Here is a 20,057-nt window from a genome sequence, read left to right on the forward strand (position 1 = left end):
TCCTCAGCCCTTCTTCCACGGCCGCACCCCCACCGCGATGATCGCGGTGAAGATCAGGGCGGCGACCGCGGTCGCCAGGCCGATGCCGCGTAGCAGGATCGGCAGGGCGCCGGTCATGCCCGCCCCCAGCATCGCCCCGCCGGTCAGGCCGGCGGCAAGCGCGGCGGCGGCCACCGCCAGTCCGCCGCCGATCACGCGCCAGGGATGGCGATAGGCCAGCGCGTCGCGCGGTGGCGGGATCAGTTGCTGATAGTGGTGCAGCACGCGCTCACCCAGCGATCGCGCATCGGCCGGCACCGGCACGCGCAGGCACATGCGCCGGCTGCCATAACGGCCGGCATAAAGGATGCGGAACTCCAGGCATTCGGGTGCGCCGATCGGTGCCAGCCAGCTTGCGCCGAGCAGTTCGGGCAGGCCGCGCGGGCGCAGCACATGATAGGAACCGTCGGCGATCAGCTGGCGCCGGCCAACGATCACGTCGACCATGCTGCCCGATCGCCGGCGGCGGACGGCCATATCGTTGACGGCATCAGCATCCTCCTGCGTGCGCAGTCGGTCGAACATGCGGAAGCGGTTCCAGTCGTCCGCCGTTACCTGCCAGCGGGCAAGCTCGCCATGGCCCGCGCGCAGCCGCGCCGCGCCGATCGCCACCAGCCCGGCGCGGACCGCGAAGATAGGCGGCAGCAGGATCAGCATGAGCCCGATCGCGCCGGCGAAGGTGGTGGTGGCCGAAGGCGGGCTTTCATGCGGATCCCAGAACAGCCAGATCAGCGCGACGCCGGTCAGGAAAAGCCCCGTCCACAATAAAGTCTTCAACATCGGTCGGCGCATGATGCTGTCTCCCCCTCGGGCAGCGGCATATCGGTGCGGGTGGCGATGATAATCGGGCCCGCGTGGTCCGTCGATCCGGTCCCGGAACGGGATAAGGAGGCCGCCGCCCGTCGCGACTATTGTTTCCGCGCTCGCAGCGACGGCCCCCGCGCGCGACCCTTCCCCCCCGGGTGTTCGCTGCGACTTGGCGCACTTATTGCGATATTCGGCCCGATTGAATAATTCCAATTTTTCGGCTCAAATATAACTCCAAGTTATAGGAAGTTCCGATGCTCGAAGCCCGCGATCTGCTCAATATTGCCCGCGTGGCGCAATATGGCAGCATCCAGCGCGCGGCGATCAGCCTGGGGCTCACCCAGCCGGCCTTGTCCAAGGCGATCGCGCGGCTGGAGGATGAACTGCAGCTCACATTGTTCGATCGCCATGGCCGGGGCGCCACGCTCACCGAGGCGGGGCGGCTCGCCCTCGAACGCGGCAAGCCGATCCTGCTCGCGCTGGCCGATCTCGGCGATACGCTCGGCCAGATGCGCGGGCTGGAATATGGCAGCATCACCATCGGCATCGGCCCGCTTGTGCGCGAAGCCTATCTCGGCACCGTGCTGCGCGATTTCGTCAGCCGCTTCCCCCATATCCGCGTGGCGATCCGCGTCGGGGCGCCATCGTCGCTGGTGCGGCTGGTGCAGGGCGGGGAGGTGGATTTCGCGGTCGTCGCCTGGTCGCCGGCGGACGACGATCCCGATCTCGACGTCAGCATCTTGGGGGAGGAGGAGATCGCCGTCGCCATGCGCCCCGGCCATCCGCTCGCCACCCGAGCGGAGGTGGCCGCGCAGGACATTTCGGCCTTTCCGCTGATCGCGCCGTTCACCCCGTCGCAGATCGCGGCGCCCTTCATCGCGGCGTTGCGCAAGCGCGGCACGACGCCGTTCAAGCTGGCCGTGGTGTGCGATGATTTCCGCGCCGCTCTGCCGCTCGTCACGACCAGCGATCATATCTTCCTGGCGACGCGCAGCAGCCTCGCCACGCATGTCGGTTTCGCCGATTTCGTGGTGAAGCCGCTGCAGGGTCTGGGGCTCAGCCTCAACCCCTGCCTGGTCCGCCGCCGGACCAAATCGCTGTCACTGGCGGCGGATCATTTCGCCACGCTGCTGCGGCAATGCTGCGCGGCCTGAACGCTTTCGAAGCCGCTCAGCCCTCGGCCCAGGCCGCCACCGCCAGATCGCGTTCGGCCTGTGCCAGATGCAGCCGTTCCACCATCTTGCCGTCGACGCGGATCGCCCCTTTTTGCGCATTGTCCGGCTCGGCGAAGGCGGCGACGATCGCGCGCGCCCATGCGATCGCGGCGGCATCGGGGGTGAAGGCGGCATTGCACGGGCCGATCTGCCTGGGGTGGATCAGCGTCTTGCCGTCAAAGCCGAATTCCAGCCCCTGCGCGCATTGTTCGGCAAGGCCTGCTTCGTCGTCCAGCCCGTTGAACACGCCATCCAGCGGCACCAGCCCATGCGCGCGTGCCGCCGCCACCGCCATGGCCAGCATTCCCTGGAACGGCGCGCGCAGCGTGCCCGGCCGCGCCCCCATTTCCTTGGCAAGATCGTTGGTGCCCAGCACGAAGGCGCCGCCGCGGGCCTTGGCCAGTGCCGCGCCGATCTCGTCCAGCCGGAACACCGATCGCGTCGTTTCGATCATCACCCACAGCGGCACCGCGCCGGTCGCGTTGGCATAGGTGGCGACATCGGCGCCATCATTCACCTTGGGCACCAATATGGCATCGGGCCGCGCGGCGGCGGCGGCGGCCAGATCGTCGGCGCCCCATGGCGTGTCGAGCCCGTTGGTGCGGATCACCAGCTCGCGCCGGCCGAACCCGCCCGCCGCCACCGCCGCCACGGCGGCCGCGCGCGCCTCCGCCTTCATCTCGGGCGCCACCGCATCCTCAAGGTCCAGGATCACCACGTCGCAATCCAGCGTCCGCGCCTTGTCGATCGCCTTGGCGTTGGAAGCGGGCATGTAAAGCGCGCTGCGGCGCGGGCGAATGGTCATCGGGCGGTCCTCCTTGAAGGGGCCGTCCTAAAGCGGTTTCGAAGCAGATGGAAACATCTGCTGGCTCGGAAACCGCGACACGCCATCCAAGCGGTTTCGAAGCAGATGGAAACATCTGCTGGCTCGGAAACCGCGTCACGCGTTCCACCTGGTTTCGAAGCAGATGGAAACATCTGCTGGCTCGGAAACCGCGTCACGCCATCCACCTGGTTTCGAAACACATGGAAACATCCACTGACGCGGCGGGGCCGTCGCGCAGCCCCGCCGGGCCGCGATCAGCGCACGCTGCCGCGGCGGATCAGGTTCAGGATGCCCAGCAGCACCACCGCGCCGCCAAAGGCGACAAGCAGCGTCATCGGGTTGAACGGCGCATCGCGCAGATTGTGCGTGCCCCCGGTCAGGAAACTGAACAGCCACCCGCCGAACATCGATCCGATGCACCCCACAACCACGTTCAGGAACACGCCCTGATGGGCATCGGTGTTCATCACCTTGCTGGCCAGCCAGCCGATGATCCCGCCCATGATGAGCGCAAGAAGGAAGTTAATCATCCGCGATCCTCCCCAAAAACGGCGCCGATATCGCTGCCGCAACCGCGATCATAAGCGAAGATCGCCGCTTTTACAGCGATCTGATCGCCTTGCCGCTGCGCCGCATCGGGACAGGCGCTCGAATCCCGACCGTTGATTTCGTTGTTCGCGCAAACATTGATTGAATTCATCCAAGTCCATGGAATAAAGCGATCAAATTGATTCGTGTTCGGGGGAGCGCGTAAATGAAAAATTGGGGGGCGGCAGTATTTCTGCCGGCGGCTGCGTTTGCTTTGTTGGTGTCGGCGCCGGCCGCAGCGCAGGAAAAGACTGGAAACAAGGCTGGGTTTTCGATTGCACCGGGCACGGCACGGATTGTGCTGATGCGGCCATCGGTGAAGGTGGGCGAACAATCGACCGGCGGCATGTTTGAACCCAATGCCGACTGGACGGCGCAGGCCCGCGAAAATCTGGGCAAGGCCATCGCGGCGACGCAGGGGCGGCTCGGCAATATCGTTGTCGATTATGAGGAGCCGAACGGCGCGGATACGGCGGCCGTCGCCGAATATCGCAACCTGTTTTCCACGGTCGCCAATTCGGTCATCACCTATCAGTTCTTTCCGGGCAACCGGCTGCCGACCAAGAAGCGCGATGACGCGTTCGAATGGACGCTCGGCCCGGACATCGCCGCGCTGCCGGGCATGGCCGGCAATGATTATGCGCTCTTCATCACGACCGAGGATCATTATGGCTCGGCCGGGCGCAAGGCGGCGCAGATCTTCGCTGCGTTCGCCGGCGTCAGCGTGCCGACGGGCGTGCACAAGGGCTATGCCGGCCTGGTCGATCTCAAGACGGGCGAGCTTGTCTGGCTCAACGCCGATCTGAAGATGGGTGGTGACGTGCGGACCGCGGAAGGCGCGCAGAAGCGGGTCGAGCAGCTGTTCGAAGGCTTTCCTGGGCGGACGGGGATACCGCAGACGGTAACCGCCGGGAATTGATCGTGGCAATGCGCGGAACGCTTGCGGCGCGGGCGGCGATCGCTGCTGTGGCGGCCTTGTTGCCGGCTGCGATCGCCGGTGCGGAGGTGCGGGCCCCCGCGCCGCTGCCGCCTTATGCCCAGGCCTATGAGCCGACGACGGTCGACGAGCGCGGCTTGTGGATGGAGGTCGACGAAGTCGAACGGAAGCTCCGGGATTCGCGCTTCGTCATCAAGGACCAGAAGCTCGTCGATTATGTCCAGGGCGTGCTGTGTCGCACGGTCGGCGATGATCGGTGCCGCGCCGTCCGTATCTATGTCGTGCGCGATACCGCCTTCAACGCCAGCATGGCCCCCAATGGCATGATGGTCGTCCATTCCGGCCTGCTGCTGCGCGTGAAGGACGAAGCCGAACTCGGCTCGGTGCTCGGGCACGAATTCGGCCATTTCGAACTTCGACACAGCCTGAACGGCTTCAAGCAGCGCCGCACGGCATCGGACGTGATGACGTGGCTGGCGATCCTGGCGCCCAATACCGGCGGCGCCCTCGCCACGGGCATTGCCGGTTCGGCCTTCGCCTTCAGTCGCGGGCAGGAACAGGACGCCGATATGCTCGGCCTCAGCTATCTGGCGGCATCGCCTTATCCGTCCGCTTCCGCCGCCAATGTCTGGGAACGGCTGATGGCGGAACAGGATGCGACGGCGGCCGGCCGCAAACGCAAGGCCCAGCATCGTTACAGCGCAGGGTTCTTCGCCAGCCATCCGACCGAACTGACACGCGCGACCTATCTGCGTGAAGCGGCGGCCAGGGCGCCTGATCCGGGCGATGCGGCGCAGGCCGCCTATCGCGCCACCATGGCGGCATTCCTGCCGGATTTCCTGGACGATCAGATCAAGCTCAACGATTTCGGCGGCACCGAATATCTGCTGAACCAGCTTGCGGGCGATCAGTGGACGCCGCAGCTGCTCTATGCGCGGGGCGAATTGTATCGCCAGCGGGGCAATCCGCGCGATCTCGTCAGCGCCGCGCAATTCTATCAGGAAGCGATTGCCAAGGGCTATGCCGGGGCGGAAGCGCAGCGGGGCCTGGGCCTTTCGCTGATGCGCAGCCAGCAGGTCGAACAGGGGCGCGCCGCGCTCCAGGAATATCTGAAGCTCAAGCCGGATGCGGCCGATGCGTCGCTCATCTCGACGCTTGTTGCCAATTAAGGGGGATGTGATGGCGGGGAAGATCGCAGGCGCGCTGATCGCGGGGATGCTGGTTGCGGCGGCACCGGCCATGGCCGGCAATTCGCTGGTCGCGCCGGGATCGAAGGTGCAGGTCGCCAAGTCGGGCATGTCGATCCGAAGCGACGGCGAATGGAACAAGCTCGGCCGTCGCCTCGGGCCCAATACCGAAACCTGGACGATCGACGGTGACGAGCTGAACGACGTCACCTTCTATGGCGGCATCGCCGATGGCCTGCCCATCTTCCGCGAAGTCGACAAGAAGAACCGGCCGCTGCCGCGCGTGTCGTCGACGATGCTGGTGACCGACATTCCGACGCTGTTCGAAACCAGCTATCGCATCGCTTATGATACGCCGCTGATGAAGATCGACACGGTTGAACCGACCAGCTTCGCCGGGGGCAAGGGCGTGCGCTTCACCTACAGCTTCACGCGCCCGAACGAAGAACTGCACCGCAAGGGCGAGGCGCGCGCCGCCGTCGTCGGCGGCAAGCTCTTCCTCATCACCTATGAGGCGCCGACGCTGCATTATTTCGACAAGACCTTGCCGGCTTTCCGCCAGCTCGCGGACAGCGCGGCCTTCTGATCACATCCGGCCCAGCGCGGCGTTGCGCCGCGCCAGGCTTGCCGCCGGCCACATCGTCTGCGGGTCATAATAAGCGTCGACCGCCGTCACGCCTTCGGGCAGGCGCAGCCACGGCAGTTTCGACCGGGTGTAGATGTGGATGTCGGGCGTCAGCGCGCCCGGATCGTCCAGCGTGCCGATGCGGACGAAGCGGATCGCCTCCCGCCCGCCATAGGTGCTCCATAGCGCGACGCGGCAATCTGGGCAGCGCGTGATCTGCTGGCCGCGGCCGCTGTCGGTGGGCGTCGGCACGGTTTCGGGGCTGCCCTGCCGCACCTCCACCCGGTCGGCCTCGATCAGCGCGTTGAGCACGAAGGCGCTGCCGGTTTCGGTCTGGCATTTGGTGCAGTGGCAGCAGTGGACGAACATCGGCGCGCCGTGCAGCCGGTAACGCACCGCGCCGCAGGTGCAGCCGCCGTCCATCTCTGCATCTTCCGCCATGCCGGCCTCCCGTCTTGTGCTGGTGGGCCATTGTCTGCCGTTGTCGCGCCGCACGGGTTGCGCGACTCATCCGCGCCGCCCATCTCCCGCCACGATAGCGCCTTGCCGCGTGTGAACAAATATGGAACATTCGCTCTCATGCTGACTCATATTTCCGTCCGTGGCGCGCGCGAGCACAATCTCAAGAGCGTCGATGTCGATATTCCGCGCGAAACGCTGACGGTGATCACCGGCCTGTCGGGTTCGGGCAAGTCCAGCCTGGCTTTCGACACCATCTATGCCGAAGGGCAGCGGCGCTATGTGGAATCGCTGTCGGCCTATGCGCGCCAGTTCCTCGAACTGATGCAGAAGCCCGATGTCGATCATATCGAAGGGCTGTCGCCGGCCATCTCGATCGAACAGAAGACCACCAGCCGCAACCCGCGCTCCACGGTCGCCACCGTGACCGAGATCTACGATTATATGCGCCTGCTCTGGGCGCGTGTCGGCGTGCCTTATTCGCCGGCCACGGGCCTGCCGATTTCCGCGCAGACGGTTAGCCAAATGGTCGATCGCGTGGGCCAGTTGCCGGAAGGGACGCGCTTCTACCTGCTCGCCCCCGTGGTGCGCGGCCGCAAGGGCGAATATCGCAAGGAACTGGCGGAATGGCAGAAGCAGGGCTTCACCCGCGTCCGCATCGACGGTGAGTTCTACGAGATCGAGGACGCGCCCGCGCTCGACAAGAAGTATAAGCATGACATCGAGGTCGTGGTCGATCGCCTCGTCGTGCGCGAAGGGCAGGATACGCGCCTCGCGCAGAGCTTCGAAACCGCGCTCAAGCTGGCCGAAGGGCTGGCTTATGTCGATCTGGCCGACGGCAATGTGCCGGGGGCGGAAGAAAGCCGGCTGAAGGGCGCGGTGCCCGCCAACCGCATCGTCTTTTCCGAAAAGTTCGCCTGTCCGGTGTCGGGCTTCACCATCCCGGAAATCGAGCCGCGGCTCTTTTCGTTCAACGCCCCACAGGGCGCGTGCCCGGTGTGCGACGGGCTTGGCGAAAAGCTGGTCTTTTCGGAAGAACTGGTCGTCCCCAACGAAAGCCTGTCGATCAAGAAGGGGGCGGTGGCGCCCTGGGCCAAATCCAACCCGCCGTCGCCTTATTACATGCAGGTGCTGGGCAGCCTGGCGCGCGAATTCGGCTTCAGCCTCGATGTTCCGTGGAAGGATCTGCCGGGTGAGGTGCGCCTGATCATCCTCCACGGCACCGGCGGCAAGCCCGTCACGCTCACCTTCGTCGACGGCAAGAAGAGCTATGACGTCAAGAAGCCGTTCGAAGGCGTGATCGGCAATCTCAACCGCCGCATGCTCGCCACCGAAAGCGCGTGGATGCGCGAGGAACTGGCCAAGTACCAGTCGTCGCAGCCCTGCGAGACCTGCGGCGGCGCGCGTTTGAAGCCCGAGGCGCTGGCGGTGAAGATCGCCGGCGAGGACATCAGCATGTCCACCCGGCGCGCGGTCGGCCCCGCGCTCGCTTTCTTCCGCGATCTGCCCAGCCACCTGAACGATCAGCAAAGGGCGATCGCGGAGCGCATCCTCAAGGAAATCGTCGAGCGGCTCGGCTTCCTCGACAATGTCGGGCTCGATTATCTCAACCTCGATCGCACGTCGGGCACGCTGTCCGGCGGCGAAAGCCAGCGCATCCGCCTGGCCTCGCAGATCGGCTCGGGGCTCTCGGGCGTCCTCTACGTCCTCGATGAACCGTCGATCGGCCTCCACCAGCGCGATAATGATCGGCTGCTCGTCACGCTGCGCCGCCTGCGCGATCTCGGCAACACGGTGATCGTCGTCGAGCATGATGAGGATGCGATCCGCACGGCGGACCATATCATCGATATGGGGCCGGGCGCGGGCGTCCATGGCGGCGCGATCGTGGCGCAGGGGGCGCTCGCCGATATCCTCGCCACCGAAGGATCGCTCACCGGCGATTATCTCTCCGGCCGCCGCACGGTCGCGGTGCCGGCCAAGCGTCGCAAGGGCAATGGCAAGAAGCTGACGGTGAAGGGCGCGCGCGCCAACAATCTGAAGGACGTCACCGCCTCCATCCCGCTCGGCACCTTCACCTGCATCACCGGCGTTTCGGGGTCGGGCAAGTCCACCTTCACCATCGACACGCTCTATGCCACCGCCGCGCGCGTGCTGAACGGCGCGCGCATGCTCGCCGGCCATCATGAAAAGATCGAGGGGCTCCAGCATCTCGACAAGGTGATCGACATCGATCAGTCGCCGATCGGCCGCACCCCGCGTTCCAACCCCGCCACCTATACCGGCGCCTTCACCAATATCCGCGATTGGTTCGCCGGCCTGCCGGAATCGGAGGCGCGCGGCTACAAGCCCGGCCGCTTCAGCTTCAACGTCAAGGGCGGCCGGTGCGAGGCATGCCAGGGTGATGGCGTGCTGAAGATCGAGATGCACTTCCTGCCCGACGTGTACGTCACTTGCGATGTCTGCCACGGCAAGCGGTACAACCGCGAAACGCTGGAGGTGACGTTCAAGGGCAAGTCGATCGCCGACGTGCTGGACATGACGGTCGAGGATGCGGTGGAATTCTTCAAGGCCGTGCCGCCGATCCGCGACAAGATGGCGATGCTGGCCGAAGTGGGCCTCGGCTACGTCAAGGTCGGCCAGCAGGCGACGACGTTGTCGGGCGGCGAGGCGCAGCGCGTGAAGCTCGCCAAGGAACTCAGCCGCCGCGCGACCGGCAACACGCTCTACATCCTCGATGAACCCACCACCGGCCTGCATTTCGAAGATGTCCGCAAGCTGCTGGAGGTGCTCCACGCGCTGGTGGAACAGGGCAACAGCGTGGTGGTGATCGAACATAATCTGGAAGTCATCAAGACGGCCGACTGGATCATCGATCTCGGCCCCGAAGGCGGCGACAAAGGCGGCGAGATCGTCGCCACCGGCACGCCGGAGGACGTCGCCAAGGAGAAGCGCAGCTACACCGCGCGCTATTTGGCGCCGTTGCTTGAGCAGGGGGAGAGGGTGGCGGCAGAGTAAGCCGCCCAAACCTTCTCCCGCAGGCGAGAGAAGGATACGAAGGCTTGGCCGCTTGCCGCCTAGCCGAAGTTGGATGAGGGCACACGGGCACTGGTAGAATGGAAGCCTCGGCGACAGAATGCGGCATCGGCTGCAGCGCCATGTGGGGAGTTAAATACCTTGGCCTCCAATCCAAATCGTGCTCCCTCAATCAGCATTCCCCTGCAATCTGCGGAACTGTTCCAGAGAGCCTTGAACTTTCAGGCAGAACTGATCGACTATTTCGCAGGTGGGAAAAGCCTCGGCGAATCCCACTATCAAGCCATGCGCAAGGAGTTACTTGAAGATTCACGTTACGGGAATCTCGCTCCTTCGTGGTTGCGCCGCAATCGCGATTTGGGGGCGCTTTGGTCCTTCGCTAAATCCATTGATGGAAGTTGGGAACCGCGACGTCAGTTTGTTCGCGAACAGTTCGAACCTCTTCTGGATTTTCTCGAAAGAGGTGGTGGCGAACCGTCACCTCAAATGCCGGGGCCATATGACGCGAGTGCTTGGACTGGCGTTCAATCTGCCGCTCAGCAGGCCCAAGCAATCAAAACCCTTATCCCTGTTGCGCAAGCGGCCGTCGGATCGCTTATCGAGCATTTGGAAAAGCCAAACCACAACGGCGGCCCTCCATTAGATGAAGTAGAGTTTGCCTTGGAGCGATTGCGCAAACTCTACTCAGCGTTGGGAAGCCTGTTGACCGCTGTCGAGGGCGGGAAGTTAAGAGATACAATCGATAATGGTCTTGTTGCTGAGGTCGCTCGATATGGCCGACAGGCAGCGAGGGCGTTGAAGAATGATCCGCTACCTTATGCTCTGTCAGGAACCCTTCTGGCGCTGTTCACAGCTTGTGGTTTTCCCGGCTTAGGCGGCTATTTGGGTGGCATCGCTATAGCAATAAAAAAACCGGGGCAGGGAGGCGGCGTTGAATAAATGGCCCAAGACCCGCTCCTCCCTTGCTCATTAGAGGCCATATTCGTGTTTTAGAGAATCCCACGTATCCAAAATCTTGGAATATCTGGATTCAAAGATCGCCTCTTCATCACCCTTTAGAAAGTGCGATGCACCGCTAAACGAATGGCCTCGCAAAATGTCGAGCAACTCCATATCGACCAGATCGTGCTCAGAAAGAGCTTCTGCCATCAGCCATAGACCCATCCTTGCCCATTTTTCATCAAGTGCAGGGTGTTCGCTGAAGTAGGGGTAGATCAGTTTATGTCGGTCTCCGCCGAGCTTCAGCGCGAGAAGGTTATCCACCTTTACGGTAAGGTCGAGGCCCGGGACCACGTAATGAGTGTGAACTTCCTCTTCGCGCCAACTGATTGGCTGATTGGTCGTTCTCGCAAGGTACCTAAACCAGCTTAGAAAGCCCTCCGTAAGCAGCGGATACAGCCTTCTCCTTTGCTTGCTCAATGTAATCAGCAGAGCGGTCTGCAGCTCAAGGTCGGTTTTTCCGATAGCGTGATCTTTGGCTGCATTCCACCAAGGGTAGTGAAAATGCCCACCGCCGCCCTTGATGCCCAATTTTTTATCGCGCTCGCTTCGGAGGTCGGATCGAAGCTCGGAGATGAGTCCTTTTTCCTGAAGCGCGCAAAGTCGAAGAAGCTTGTTTAGGTTGATTGTCTTGATGGTCATTAAGGTGCGTCCTTCCATTCCCGACTCAATGAGCCGGGGTGTCTGATTGCATCCTCTCCCTTCTATGGTTGTTCTTTAGCACTTCACTATCGAGAGTGCCAAGTTTTTGTTTCGTTCTCCTTGGTGAGGCTCACCAACTCGCCCCATCCACGGCCCGCACCTCCACCGCCGCCGGATCGAACTCGTCCAGCAGCCGCGCATTCATTCCCATCTTGCTGACGTGGGCATCGGAAGGAACAGCCGGGGGCTGTTCCTGATGCCCACGGTCGCCCAGCGTGCGCCAGTGGGTCAGGCAGCCGCAGACCGGGCAATGGTGGATGCCGATCATCCGGTCGCCCCACACATAGGCGCGGGTCTCGCCCGTCACCTCCACCGCGCCATCGGGATAATAGGCCATCAGCGCGCCCGTCCGCCGGCATAAAGAGCAGTTGCAGCTATTCACCCATTCAGGCGCATAAGGCACAGTGAGTGTCACCGCGCCGCAGTGGCAGCTTCCGTGGGCGGGGGTGGGGTGAGGCATGGCGGGAGTGTGGCCTAAATCTTCCCGTCATCCCAGCGCAGGCTGGGATCGCCCTCCACAGCCGTCATCCCAGCGTAGGCTGGGATCGCCATGCTTTGGGCACAACATGGAGGATAGCGATCCCAGCCTGCGCCGGGATGACGTGAGTGGGAGCGGGGCAGGGGCCGCGAACCACATCCTGTCCTACATATAACCACATAGGTTATATTCCGCGCCATGGAGAACCACGCCCCCACCGCATTCGCCCCGGCCCCCGCCACGCCCGCGCCCACGCCTGCGCAAGGCCCGTCGCTGGAACGCGCCCATGGCTGGACCCCGCAACGCCAGCGCGATTTCCTGGCGGCGCTTGCCGAAGGCCATACGGTGGAGGCCGGGTGCCGGATCGTCGGCCTGTCGGTCGCGTCCGCTTATGCCTTTCGCCGTCGCGCGGCGGGGGCGGCGTTCGCGCTTGGCTGGCAGGCGGCGTGCCTGCAGGCGCGGGAGAAGCTGGCCGATGTGCTCCTGTCCCGCGCGATCGACGGGCAGGTGGAAACCATCACGCGGGCCAATGGCGATGTGATCGAACGGCATCGTTATGACAATCGCCTCGCCCAATCCATGCTCACCCGGCTCGATCGGCTGGCCGATGCCGCGCAGGCGGAGGCGACGCACGGCGCCGCGCGCATGGTGGCGCAGGAATGGGATCAGTATCTGGCGCTGATCGGCCGCGATTGTTCGCCTGCGCGCGCCGGCCTGTTCGTCGGCCTGCGGCTGGCCGATCCGGCGGCGGGCGGGGCGGGCGCGGGGGAGAATGCGGGCCATGATCTCGCCCCCGTGGTCGCGCTGGCGCGGGCCGATCGCTTCCTGGCCGCGCAGGCGGGCACGGCGGGCGAGGTGGATGTCGCCGATCTCGATCCCGCCCGGCGCGGCGAATGGACCGGCGAACAATGGGCGCGGGCCGAAGCCGCCGGCCTTGTCGCCATCGCCGCGCCGCCGCCCGCCGCCGGGGATGCGGACGATGCCGATGGCAAGCCTCAACTTCCTCAACCGCTGGTGGAGGATGATGGCTGCGGCCCGGTCTGGTTCAGCGAGACATGGCAGGGCTGGGTCACCGAATTTCCGCCCCCGCCGGGCTTTCGTGGCCGGCAGGACGGGGATTATGGCGACATGGATTATCAGCGATCGTTGAGCGTTCAGGAAGCGCGGCACTGGCACGCGCGGCGCGCGGCGCAGCTGGCCGGGCGGCGGGCGGCGGACAGCGCCGATCGCGATCGCTTCTTCGGTATCGCCACGCTTTTGGCCGATGCGGATGCGCTGGCCGGCGGGCAGCCGGCGGGCATGGGGGGCGATGCCGCCACGGGGGATGCCGCGCTGGCCCCGCATGGGCTTGGCGGCGGGTGGGTGGACGTGTTCGCCGGCGATCGCGGTGCCGGCGATGATGATGACGGCGATTATGACGATGACTGCGATGACGATGGGGATGCCGATCCCGCCGGCCTCGCCGCGTTCATCGATCAGTGCGAACGCAATGATGCGACCATCGAACGCTTCCGCCAGATCGTCGGTCTCGCTGATGCCTGCGACGCGCATGAACGCGGGGCCGGGCCCGATCCCTTCGGCCTCGATGCCGCACCGCCCCCCTCCACCCCGCCACGCGCGCCTTATCCGCTGCCCTTCATGGGCTAGGGCCGGGCGGGGGAGGGCGGGCGCGCCCGTTGGCGCCGCGATGCGGACGCGCGGATGCCCCCGCGCGCATATCGGGCGATCTGCATGCCAGCCCGCCGTCGTAGCGCGCTGGATGCGATACGCCCATGCGTTCATCCGCCCACGCCACGCCCGTGGGCGCACGCCGGTCCGGCCCGTGGCTGCACGCACGCCGCCCCGCCCGGCCAGTGCGCGGTAATGGATGGAGGCCGCGCTCCGCCCGGCCAGTGCGCAGTAATGAATGGATGCCGCGCGCCGCCAGGCCAGTGCGCTGCAATGGATGGAGGCCGCACGCCGCCAGGCCGGTGCGCTGTAATGGATGGAGGCCGCGCCCCGTCGCATCATCGCGCGCGGATACGTCAATGGGGGCCGGCGTTGCCGCCAACCCCCATTGCGCCGGATGTCAGGTCCCCGCTTGCCGGATGGCGGGGCAGGGCCTGTCCTGGCGTGTGGCGGCGCATGGCGGGGCTCGCGAGTGCACCCCAGCCGCTTCCGCCCGGCCGATCCGTTTCGGGCCGCTGGCCTTGGGTGGATGCCATGCGGCATGCCGTTGGCCGGGGTTCCGTCCCGGTTCGTGCCCGCTTCGCCTGCCCCGTAATCCGTGCCTGGAGGAACGAACCCTGGTCGCGCGGCTCAGCCATGCGATCATCTGAAGAAAACGGCTGATTTCCGCCCTTTCCTCACTCTCGATCACCGGTTGAGGCTCTCATGCGCCGCTGAGTCGGCCAAGCGGAATCTCCCCCTCCACCCCTGTGGATAACGGGGATTATGGGGATGGATGGCGGTTGTGCCCCGCGATCCGGCCCGGCGCGGCCCTTGCCGGGATGCGGGCGCATCTCTATCGTCCCCGCCGGCCGTGTGGGAGGGCGCCTGATGCTGCAGATGATCAAGCATGCGCTGTTCGCCGGCACGCTAAGCGCCGTTGGCGCGCTGATTTTCTATCTTCTCATATCCGCCGCCACGCGCCGCGATATCGGCTATCGCCCGGCCATCGCTGCCGTGGTGATGCCGGTCATCGCCTTCCTCTCGCCGCACATTGCCATCGTGCAGCTGATGATGTTCCTGCTGGTGCCGCTCTGCGCCCGCACGCGCCGCGATATCCTGCCGATCTTCATCATCGGCCTGCTGCTGCTGCCGGGGCTTGGCAAGCCGCTGGTGGTGGGGTCGCTTTATCTGTTCGCGCTCAACACGCCGCTGCTGCTGTCGCTCGGGGCGTTGCTGACGATGGCGATCAAGCCCGGCCGCACGACGCCGGGTAAATGGTGGACGCATATTCCGTTCGTCATCGTCTGCATCCTCGTGTGGCTGGTTGCCGCCCGCGATCAGACCGCGACGAACATGCTGCGCCAGGTGTTGATGGTGGCGATGTCGATGGTGCCGCCCTATCTGGTCGTCGCCTGGCTGATCCGCTCGGCCGAAGATGCGCGGCGGATGTTGCTGGCGATGGTGATGGCGGGAACGATCTGTTCGGTGATCCTGGCCTTCGAAGCGGTCCGCTTCTGGCCGATCTATGTCGAACTGGTGATGCGTTTCGATGTCGGCGGCGCGCTTGTTTCGCACCTCAGCGTTCGCGGTGGCATGCTGCGCGCGGCGGGGCCGATGATGCAATCGACGATGATGGCCTTCGTCCTCTGCTTCTGTTTTCTCGCCGGCTATCTGATGCGCCGTTCCTTTCCCTCGCTGCCGCACTGGTTGGCGATGATGGCGGTGCTGGCTGTCGGCCTGATCGCGCCGCAATCGCGCAATGCCTGGCTGGGGGTTGCGACCGGGCTGCTGATGTTGGAGATTTATCGTGGGCGGGCGGCGCGAATGGGCGCGCTGGTGGCTATCGGTGCCGTCGTCGCCGGTTTGCTGGCCGTTGCCGTATCCAGCAGCCCGCGCCTTGCCGAGGCGGTGGGTGTCAGCGGCGAGGCAAGCAACACCGGCGATTATCGCGAACGGTTGTTGCGGCGCGGCATGGAGGAGTTCCGCAAGGCGCCGCTGTTCGGCGCGGCGCCCGAAATCGTGAACCGGCGCCTGGAGGACATGGTGCAAGGCGAAGGGATCGTCGACTACGTCAACAGCTATCTCTATTTCGCCTTGTTCACCGGCGGCCTCGGATTGGCGGTCTTTGTGTTCGGCCAGCTGTTCGAACTGGCGACCTTGTGGTTCCGCCGTCGGCGCTGGCGGAGCGAGCCCATGATGCTGGACATAGGCGCCTATGCATTCGGTGCGATCGTGATGATGGCGCAGATGCTGATCTTTACCTCGTTCGTCGGCATGAACGCGACGATGAGCATGATGTGCTACGCGCTGGTCGCGGGGCTTGTTGCCTGTCGGCCCACAGTGGCGGGCGCCGCATCGCGCCCGCGCCGGCGGCCTCTGGAAGGCATGGTGATGGGGCCGCTGCCGACGTTGCAGCGATAGGCGACGCGACGGGCGTCAGCGCGAAGCGGTGGCGCCCTTATATTCGATCAGGCGCGACGTGCGCCCGGCCAGCCTGCGCCAATGATAAAGCAGCACGCCCTGCAATTCTGCGAACTTGCCGGCGACGAGCAGCGACGCGCGTGAGAAGGCAAGATTTGTCGGCAGGCCGTTGCGCCGCTCGCGTTGGCCGAGCCGGGCGATCTGCAGCGGATAGAGGAGCAGCAGCCCGAGCGCGCCGAGCCACGCCCAGGGCGTGACGACCAGCGCAGCGACCGCTGCCGCTGCGATCATCGCGGGCAGCAGCCCCGCCCAGACGAGGATGCTTTTCACCTGCCGGCGCCACAGCGGATCGGGTGCGCCACGGCCGCGCCAGGCGAGTTCGGCAAAGGCGTGGCCGCTGCGCTGGGCGCGGCGCCAATATTGGCCAAGCCGCGTCATCGCCGCGTCGTGGCGGGCCATTTCGGGGGCGATACGGCGGATACGCCAGCCATGGGCGCGCAGCCGCGCGCAGAGATCGGGTTCTTCGCCGGCGATCAATGTCGGATCATAGCCGCCCGCCGCCGCCAGTCGATCGGCGCGGAAGAGGGCGATGCCACCGCAGGCCAGCGCATCGCCCAGCGGAACATCCCATTCGAGATCGCAGAGGCGGTTATAGAGGCTGCGTTCGGGAAACCGCTCGCGCAGGCGACCGAACACGACCGCCAGATCCTGTTCGGCCGCCAGCGCATCGAGCCCGGCGGCGATCCATCCGGCATCGAGCGTGCAATCGCCGTCGATCATCTGCACGAAGGCGAGATCGGGTTGCTGCTTGAGCAATGCTTCCAGCCCGGCATTGCGCGCGCGGGCGGCGGTGAAGGGCACCGACATGTCGAGTTCAACGACGCTGACGTTCATCGAGCGGGCGAAGGCGACGCTGTCGTCACTGGAGCCGGAATCGACATAGACTGCGGGGCTGCCGGCGGGCAGCGAGCGCAGGCAGGCCTTGAGCCGTTCGCCCTCATTACGGCCGATCGCGACGATGCCGACGCTGCGCTCAGCGATCATGCCGCATCATCCATCCATGCGGGGGGCGTGCCGGGCGTATCCGTCCATTGCGCAACGGCGGGCCGATGATCTTCCGGGCGGGCGCGCAGGCTGCGCTGCAAATGATCGGCGGTTTCGGGGGCGGCGGTGGGGCGGCCACGGGCGAAGCCGAGGCCGGCACGGACCTTCCACAACATGCGGCCGGCCATCCACGCCATCGCCGCCGCCGCTGCTGCGGCACGCCCTTGCGTCCTCACGAACATGCGCCGCCGTGAATTGAACCAGTAAGCCGGGCGGCGTTGCACCTTGGCGATATGGACGCCCGTGGCGGCGCCGCCGACATGGACGACGCGGCTTCGCGGTTCGAAGGCGACACTCCACCCCGCGCGGCGCAGGCGCCACATCAGTTCCACTTCCTCGAAATAGAGGAAGAAGCCGTCGTCGAAGAGCCCGGCATCACGCAGCGCATCGGCGCGGAACATCACGCTGGCGCCCGTCACCCAATCGGGTTCCACGGACGGATCCTCGACCATGGTGGGGGCGATGCCGAGCACGCGGCCGAGCGCGGGCGTGGCGCTGCCGCGCACGAATTCGCGCCCGATGGAGGGGAAGCGAAAGGCGCTGCCCGCCGTGCTGCCATCGGGATCGAGCAACAGGCTGCCGACCGCGCCGCAACGGGGGTGCTGGCGCAGATGCGTGGCGAGCCGCACAATCGCTCCGGGTTCGATTTCGGTATCGGGGTTGAGCAGATGGATGAAATCGGGCGGGCGCTGCTGCTGGAGCAGGCGCAGCATCGCCTGATTATTGGCCCAGCCGAAGCCACCATTGATCGGCAAAGCCAGCAGGCTGACCCAATCGACCAGTTCTGGCGCGGCCAGCGCCGCTGCCAGCCGTTCGGCGGAATCGTCGCCCGATCCGCCGTCGACGACGACGACCTGGAGGGTCGGCAGCGCGGCGCGCTCGGCCAGCAGCGATCGGACGCAGCCGGCCGCCAGATCGGGCGTCCGATAATTGACGATGACGACGGCGACATGCGGCGCGGCTTCAGCTTCGGACATATTTTCCCATACCCAGCCACACCGTCAGCCGGCGCGGGCCGGCCCATTCATAGACCAGCCACGGGCCGACGATGCCCAAAAGGCTGCTGCCGACGAGTAACGAGACCGGGTCGATCGCAATGCCTGTTTTTTGAGCGAGGAAGCGCAGGCCGGCGGTGAAGAAGGTGTGCATCACGAAGATCGCCATCGAAGCCTGCCCCATACGCCGCAACCACCGCGCCTTGCCGTCGATCAGGACGGAGAGGCCGATCACGCCGATAATGCCCGCGCTGGCGCCGAGATAGAAGAAAGCCTGCGATCCCGCATAGTCCTTCACCGTCCAGCCGACCGCGAAGCGCGCCATGACGAGCAGTGACCAGCCGATAGCGGTGGCGGCGAGGATGGCGGCGATCGGCGCGCCGCGGACCCGCTCGATCAGCCACGGCCCCGCAAGCGCACCGGCGAGGAAGAACGGAAAGAGCTGCATCATGTGGAGCGCGATATTGCCAATGCCGAACACCGTCTGGATGGCCACGAACGCGGCACCCAGCGCGATCAGCATCCGGCGCTGCGGCCAGAGCGCGACGGCGATGAGGTGGCAAAGAAACAGGGCGTAGAGGAACCAGAATTGGGCGACCGGCAGCCATGGCGTGGCCAGCAGATCGGGGAGGCCGAGTGGCTGGTTGACATCGGCCACGACCATCACGGTGAGAATATGGAGGGTCGACCAGAGGAAGTAGGGCCAGACGATCGTCAGCAACTTGTCCTTGACGAAGGGGCGGGCGCCGGCCGCCACGCCCTGGCCGACATACAGCCCCGCCAGCAGGAAGAAGAGCGGCATGTGAAAGGCGTAGATCGTCGCGTCCGACGCGAGGAAGCCGTCACTGGACGGCAGGATGCCCGCCTTGATCAGGCCGCGCTGGGCATGGGCGAAAACGACGAGGATGATACCGATGCCCCGCGCGGAATCGATCCATGCGACGCGCTTTGACGGCGCCCGAACTTCAACGCTGACAGCCTCGTTGCCGCGCAACGAGATTTCGTTCTCCATGAAGGGCCCCCCGCGGGTCCGGATCGCTAACCGTCCTAACGATAGGGAAAAACCATCAGGATTAGAAGGCCGTTTCGCTTCAGCACCGTCCCGAGCGCCATCGCTTCGGACCCGGCGCCGATCAGATGTTGATCATGGCGCCGCGAATGCTGCCAGCGATGGAACGCCTAACTATAATATTCGGCGTATTTCTGGCTCTGGCCGTAACCATAGCCATAATCGTCGCCAATCAGCCCGCCCTGATAGCGGTTGAGCACCGTGCCCAGGCATGGTGCGGGCGCGAGCAGGTTGAGCGTGTCGCGCACCTGCTTGCGCGTCGTCACGCCTTCCTCGACGACGAGGATATAGGCGTCGATCTGCTGCGCGATGATGACGGCGTCGTCGTTGGCGAACACCGGCGGAAGATCGCAGATGCAAATATGGTTGCCCGGAATGCGGCGCATATCTTCGATGAGACGGGCCATCGGCGCGCCGGCAAGCAACTCTGCCGAATGGAGTTGGTTGGAGAAGCTGGGGAACAGGGTGAGCCGTTCGCCGGCGACATCGCGGGCCACCGTGCTCAGATCCGGCAGCTGGCCGTCGAGATATTCGGTGATCCCGGCGCCTTCCTCGAGATTGAAATATTCGGCGATCGACGAACGGCGAAGATCGAGATCGAAGAGATAGGTGTGCATGTCCGGCGAGCGGGCCAGCGCCGCGCCGAGATTGGACGCGATGAACGACTTGCCGACGCGCGGCGTGGCCGATGTGACGCCGATCAGCGTCCAGTCACGCGCACGCGCCATCTTCAGCACCTGCGAACGCAGCAGGTTGAACGGCCGCGATCGCTGGTCCCGGCTGTTGAAGCCGTAAATATGGTTGTCGAGCAGGCCTTCGACGGGAACCGTCACGGTCGCCGTGCCCGGAGCGGGAATCACGGAATGGCCGGTTGCGGCGCCGCGGCTTTCGATATTTTCCACGTTCAAAGCTGCACTTCCT

Annotated in this window: 18 protein-coding genes; 8 read left to right on the plus strand and 10 right to left on the minus strand. The window is 65.2% G+C overall.

Features of this window, described 5'->3' with window-relative positions:
• Positions 1-3: 3 nt before the first annotated feature.
• Positions 4-831: a hypothetical protein gene (locus tag CHB74_RS14770; RefSeq protein ID WP_144033801.1), complete on the minus strand. Its 828-nt coding sequence runs from the start codon at positions 829-831 to the stop codon at positions 4-6.
• Positions 832-1,100: 269 nt separating this feature from the next.
• Between CHB74_RS14770 and CHB74_RS14775 the strand changes: the two genes are divergently transcribed.
• Positions 1,101-2,000 carry a LysR family transcriptional regulator gene (locus CHB74_RS14775; protein ID WP_089220403.1) on the plus strand — a complete coding sequence of 300 codons (900 nt, stop codon included), beginning with the start codon at positions 1,101-1,103 and terminating at the stop codon, positions 1,998-2,000.
• Between the two features lie 16 nt (positions 2,001-2,016).
• Here CHB74_RS14775 and CHB74_RS14780 read toward each other — a convergent pair whose 3' ends face one another.
• Positions 2,017-2,865: an HpcH/HpaI aldolase/citrate lyase family protein gene (locus CHB74_RS14780; RefSeq protein ID WP_089220404.1), complete on the minus strand. Its 849-nt coding sequence runs from the start codon at positions 2,863-2,865 to the stop codon at positions 2,017-2,019.
• 275 nt (positions 2,866-3,140) lie between these two features.
• Positions 3,141-3,416 (minus strand): GlsB/YeaQ/YmgE family stress response membrane protein, encoded by a 276-nt coding sequence (locus tag CHB74_RS14785; protein WP_179220851.1) that lies wholly within the window; start codon positions 3,414-3,416, stop codon positions 3,141-3,143.
• 224 nt (positions 3,417-3,640) lie between these two features.
• On the opposite strand from CHB74_RS14785, the gene CHB74_RS14790 reads away from it, so the two are divergent.
• From CHB74_RS14790 to CHB74_RS14800, 3 genes are read left to right on the plus strand one after another with little or no spacing between them, the layout of a single operon-like run.
• Positions 3,641-4,393, plus strand: coding sequence for a hypothetical protein (locus tag CHB74_RS14790; protein ID WP_179220852.1), 753 nt, complete (start codon positions 3,641-3,643; stop codon positions 4,391-4,393).
• 8 nt (positions 4,394-4,401) lie between these two features.
• Positions 4,402-5,580, plus strand: a complete 1,179-nt coding sequence (locus CHB74_RS14795; RefSeq protein WP_089220405.1) for a M48 family metallopeptidase — start codon at positions 4,402-4,404, stop codon at positions 5,578-5,580.
• Between the two features lie 10 nt (positions 5,581-5,590).
• Positions 5,591-6,184, plus strand: coding sequence for a hypothetical protein (locus CHB74_RS14800; protein ID WP_089220406.1), 594 nt, complete (start codon positions 5,591-5,593; stop codon positions 6,182-6,184).
• On the opposite strand, the gene CHB74_RS14805 is transcribed toward CHB74_RS14800, so the two are convergent.
• On the minus strand, positions 6,185-6,664 hold the full coding sequence (locus tag CHB74_RS14805; RefSeq protein ID WP_245842944.1) for a GFA family protein: 480 nt from the start codon (positions 6,662-6,664) through the stop codon (positions 6,185-6,187). It lies immediately after the preceding gene.
• Between the two features lie 138 nt (positions 6,665-6,802).
• On the opposite strand from CHB74_RS14805, the gene uvrA reads away from it, so the two are divergent.
• Together uvrA and CHB74_RS21645 are read left to right on the plus strand one after the other, a co-directional pair.
• On the plus strand, positions 6,803-9,700 hold the full coding sequence (uvrA, locus tag CHB74_RS14810) for an excinuclease ABC subunit UvrA (protein WP_089220407.1): 2,898 nt from the start codon (positions 6,803-6,805) through the stop codon (positions 9,698-9,700).
• Positions 9,701-9,859: 159 nt separating this feature from the next.
• Positions 9,860-10,657 carry a hypothetical protein gene (locus CHB74_RS21645; protein ID WP_144033802.1) on the plus strand — a complete coding sequence of 266 codons (798 nt, stop codon included), beginning with the start codon at positions 9,860-9,862 and terminating at the stop codon, positions 10,655-10,657.
• A gap of 30 nt (positions 10,658-10,687) precedes the next feature.
• On the opposite strand, the gene CHB74_RS14815 is transcribed toward CHB74_RS21645, so the two are convergent.
• Both CHB74_RS14815 and CHB74_RS14820 read right to left on the minus strand, forming a co-directional pair.
• Positions 10,688-11,359: a hypothetical protein gene (locus CHB74_RS14815; RefSeq protein ID WP_089220408.1), complete on the minus strand. Its 672-nt coding sequence runs from the start codon at positions 11,357-11,359 to the stop codon at positions 10,688-10,690.
• A gap of 130 nt (positions 11,360-11,489) precedes the next feature.
• The gene (locus CHB74_RS14820) at positions 11,490-11,879 is read right to left on the minus strand and encodes a GFA family protein (RefSeq protein ID WP_089220409.1); all 390 of its coding nucleotides are present in this window, start codon (positions 11,877-11,879) and stop codon (positions 11,490-11,492) included.
• A 216-nt stretch (positions 11,880-12,095) separates the two neighbouring features.
• Between CHB74_RS14820 and CHB74_RS14825 the strand changes: the two genes are divergently transcribed.
• Both CHB74_RS14825 and CHB74_RS14830 read left to right on the plus strand, forming a co-directional pair.
• The gene (locus CHB74_RS14825; RefSeq protein WP_089220410.1) at positions 12,096-13,544 is read left to right on the plus strand and encodes a hypothetical protein; all 1,449 of its coding nucleotides are present in this window, start codon (positions 12,096-12,098) and stop codon (positions 13,542-13,544) included.
• An 891-nt stretch (positions 13,545-14,435) separates the two neighbouring features.
• Entirely contained in the window at positions 14,436-15,968 is a 1,533-nt protein-coding gene (locus CHB74_RS14830) for an O-antigen ligase family protein (RefSeq protein WP_179220853.1), read from the plus strand.
• Positions 15,969-15,983: 15 nt separating this feature from the next.
• On the opposite strand, the gene CHB74_RS14835 is transcribed toward CHB74_RS14830, so the two are convergent.
• From CHB74_RS14835 to CHB74_RS14850, 4 genes are all read right to left on the minus strand, one after another.
• Positions 15,984-17,012, minus strand: a complete 1,029-nt coding sequence (locus CHB74_RS14835; RefSeq protein ID WP_089220412.1) for a glycosyltransferase family 2 protein — start codon at positions 17,010-17,012, stop codon at positions 15,984-15,986.
• Positions 17,009-18,049, minus strand: coding sequence for a glycosyltransferase family 2 protein (locus tag CHB74_RS14840; protein WP_089220413.1), 1,041 nt, complete (start codon positions 18,047-18,049; stop codon positions 17,009-17,011). The genes CHB74_RS14835 and CHB74_RS14840 overlap by 4 nt, the downstream gene beginning before the upstream one ends.
• Entirely contained in the window at positions 18,036-19,079 is a 1,044-nt protein-coding gene (locus tag CHB74_RS14845; protein ID WP_089220414.1) for an acyltransferase family protein, read from the minus strand. Before CHB74_RS14845 ends, CHB74_RS14840 begins: the two co-directional genes overlap by 14 nt.
• A 167-nt stretch (positions 19,080-19,246) precedes the next feature.
• A complete protein-coding gene (locus tag CHB74_RS14850; RefSeq protein ID WP_245842947.1) occupies positions 19,247-20,038 on the minus strand; it encodes a CpsD/CapB family tyrosine-protein kinase in 792 nt (263 codons plus the stop codon).
• Positions 20,039-20,057: the final 19 nt, after the last annotated feature.

Source organism: Edaphosphingomonas laterariae, assembly GCF_900188165.1.
Classification (GTDB): Bacteria; Pseudomonadota; Alphaproteobacteria; order Sphingomonadales; family Sphingomonadaceae; genus Sphingomonas_E; species Sphingomonas_E laterariae.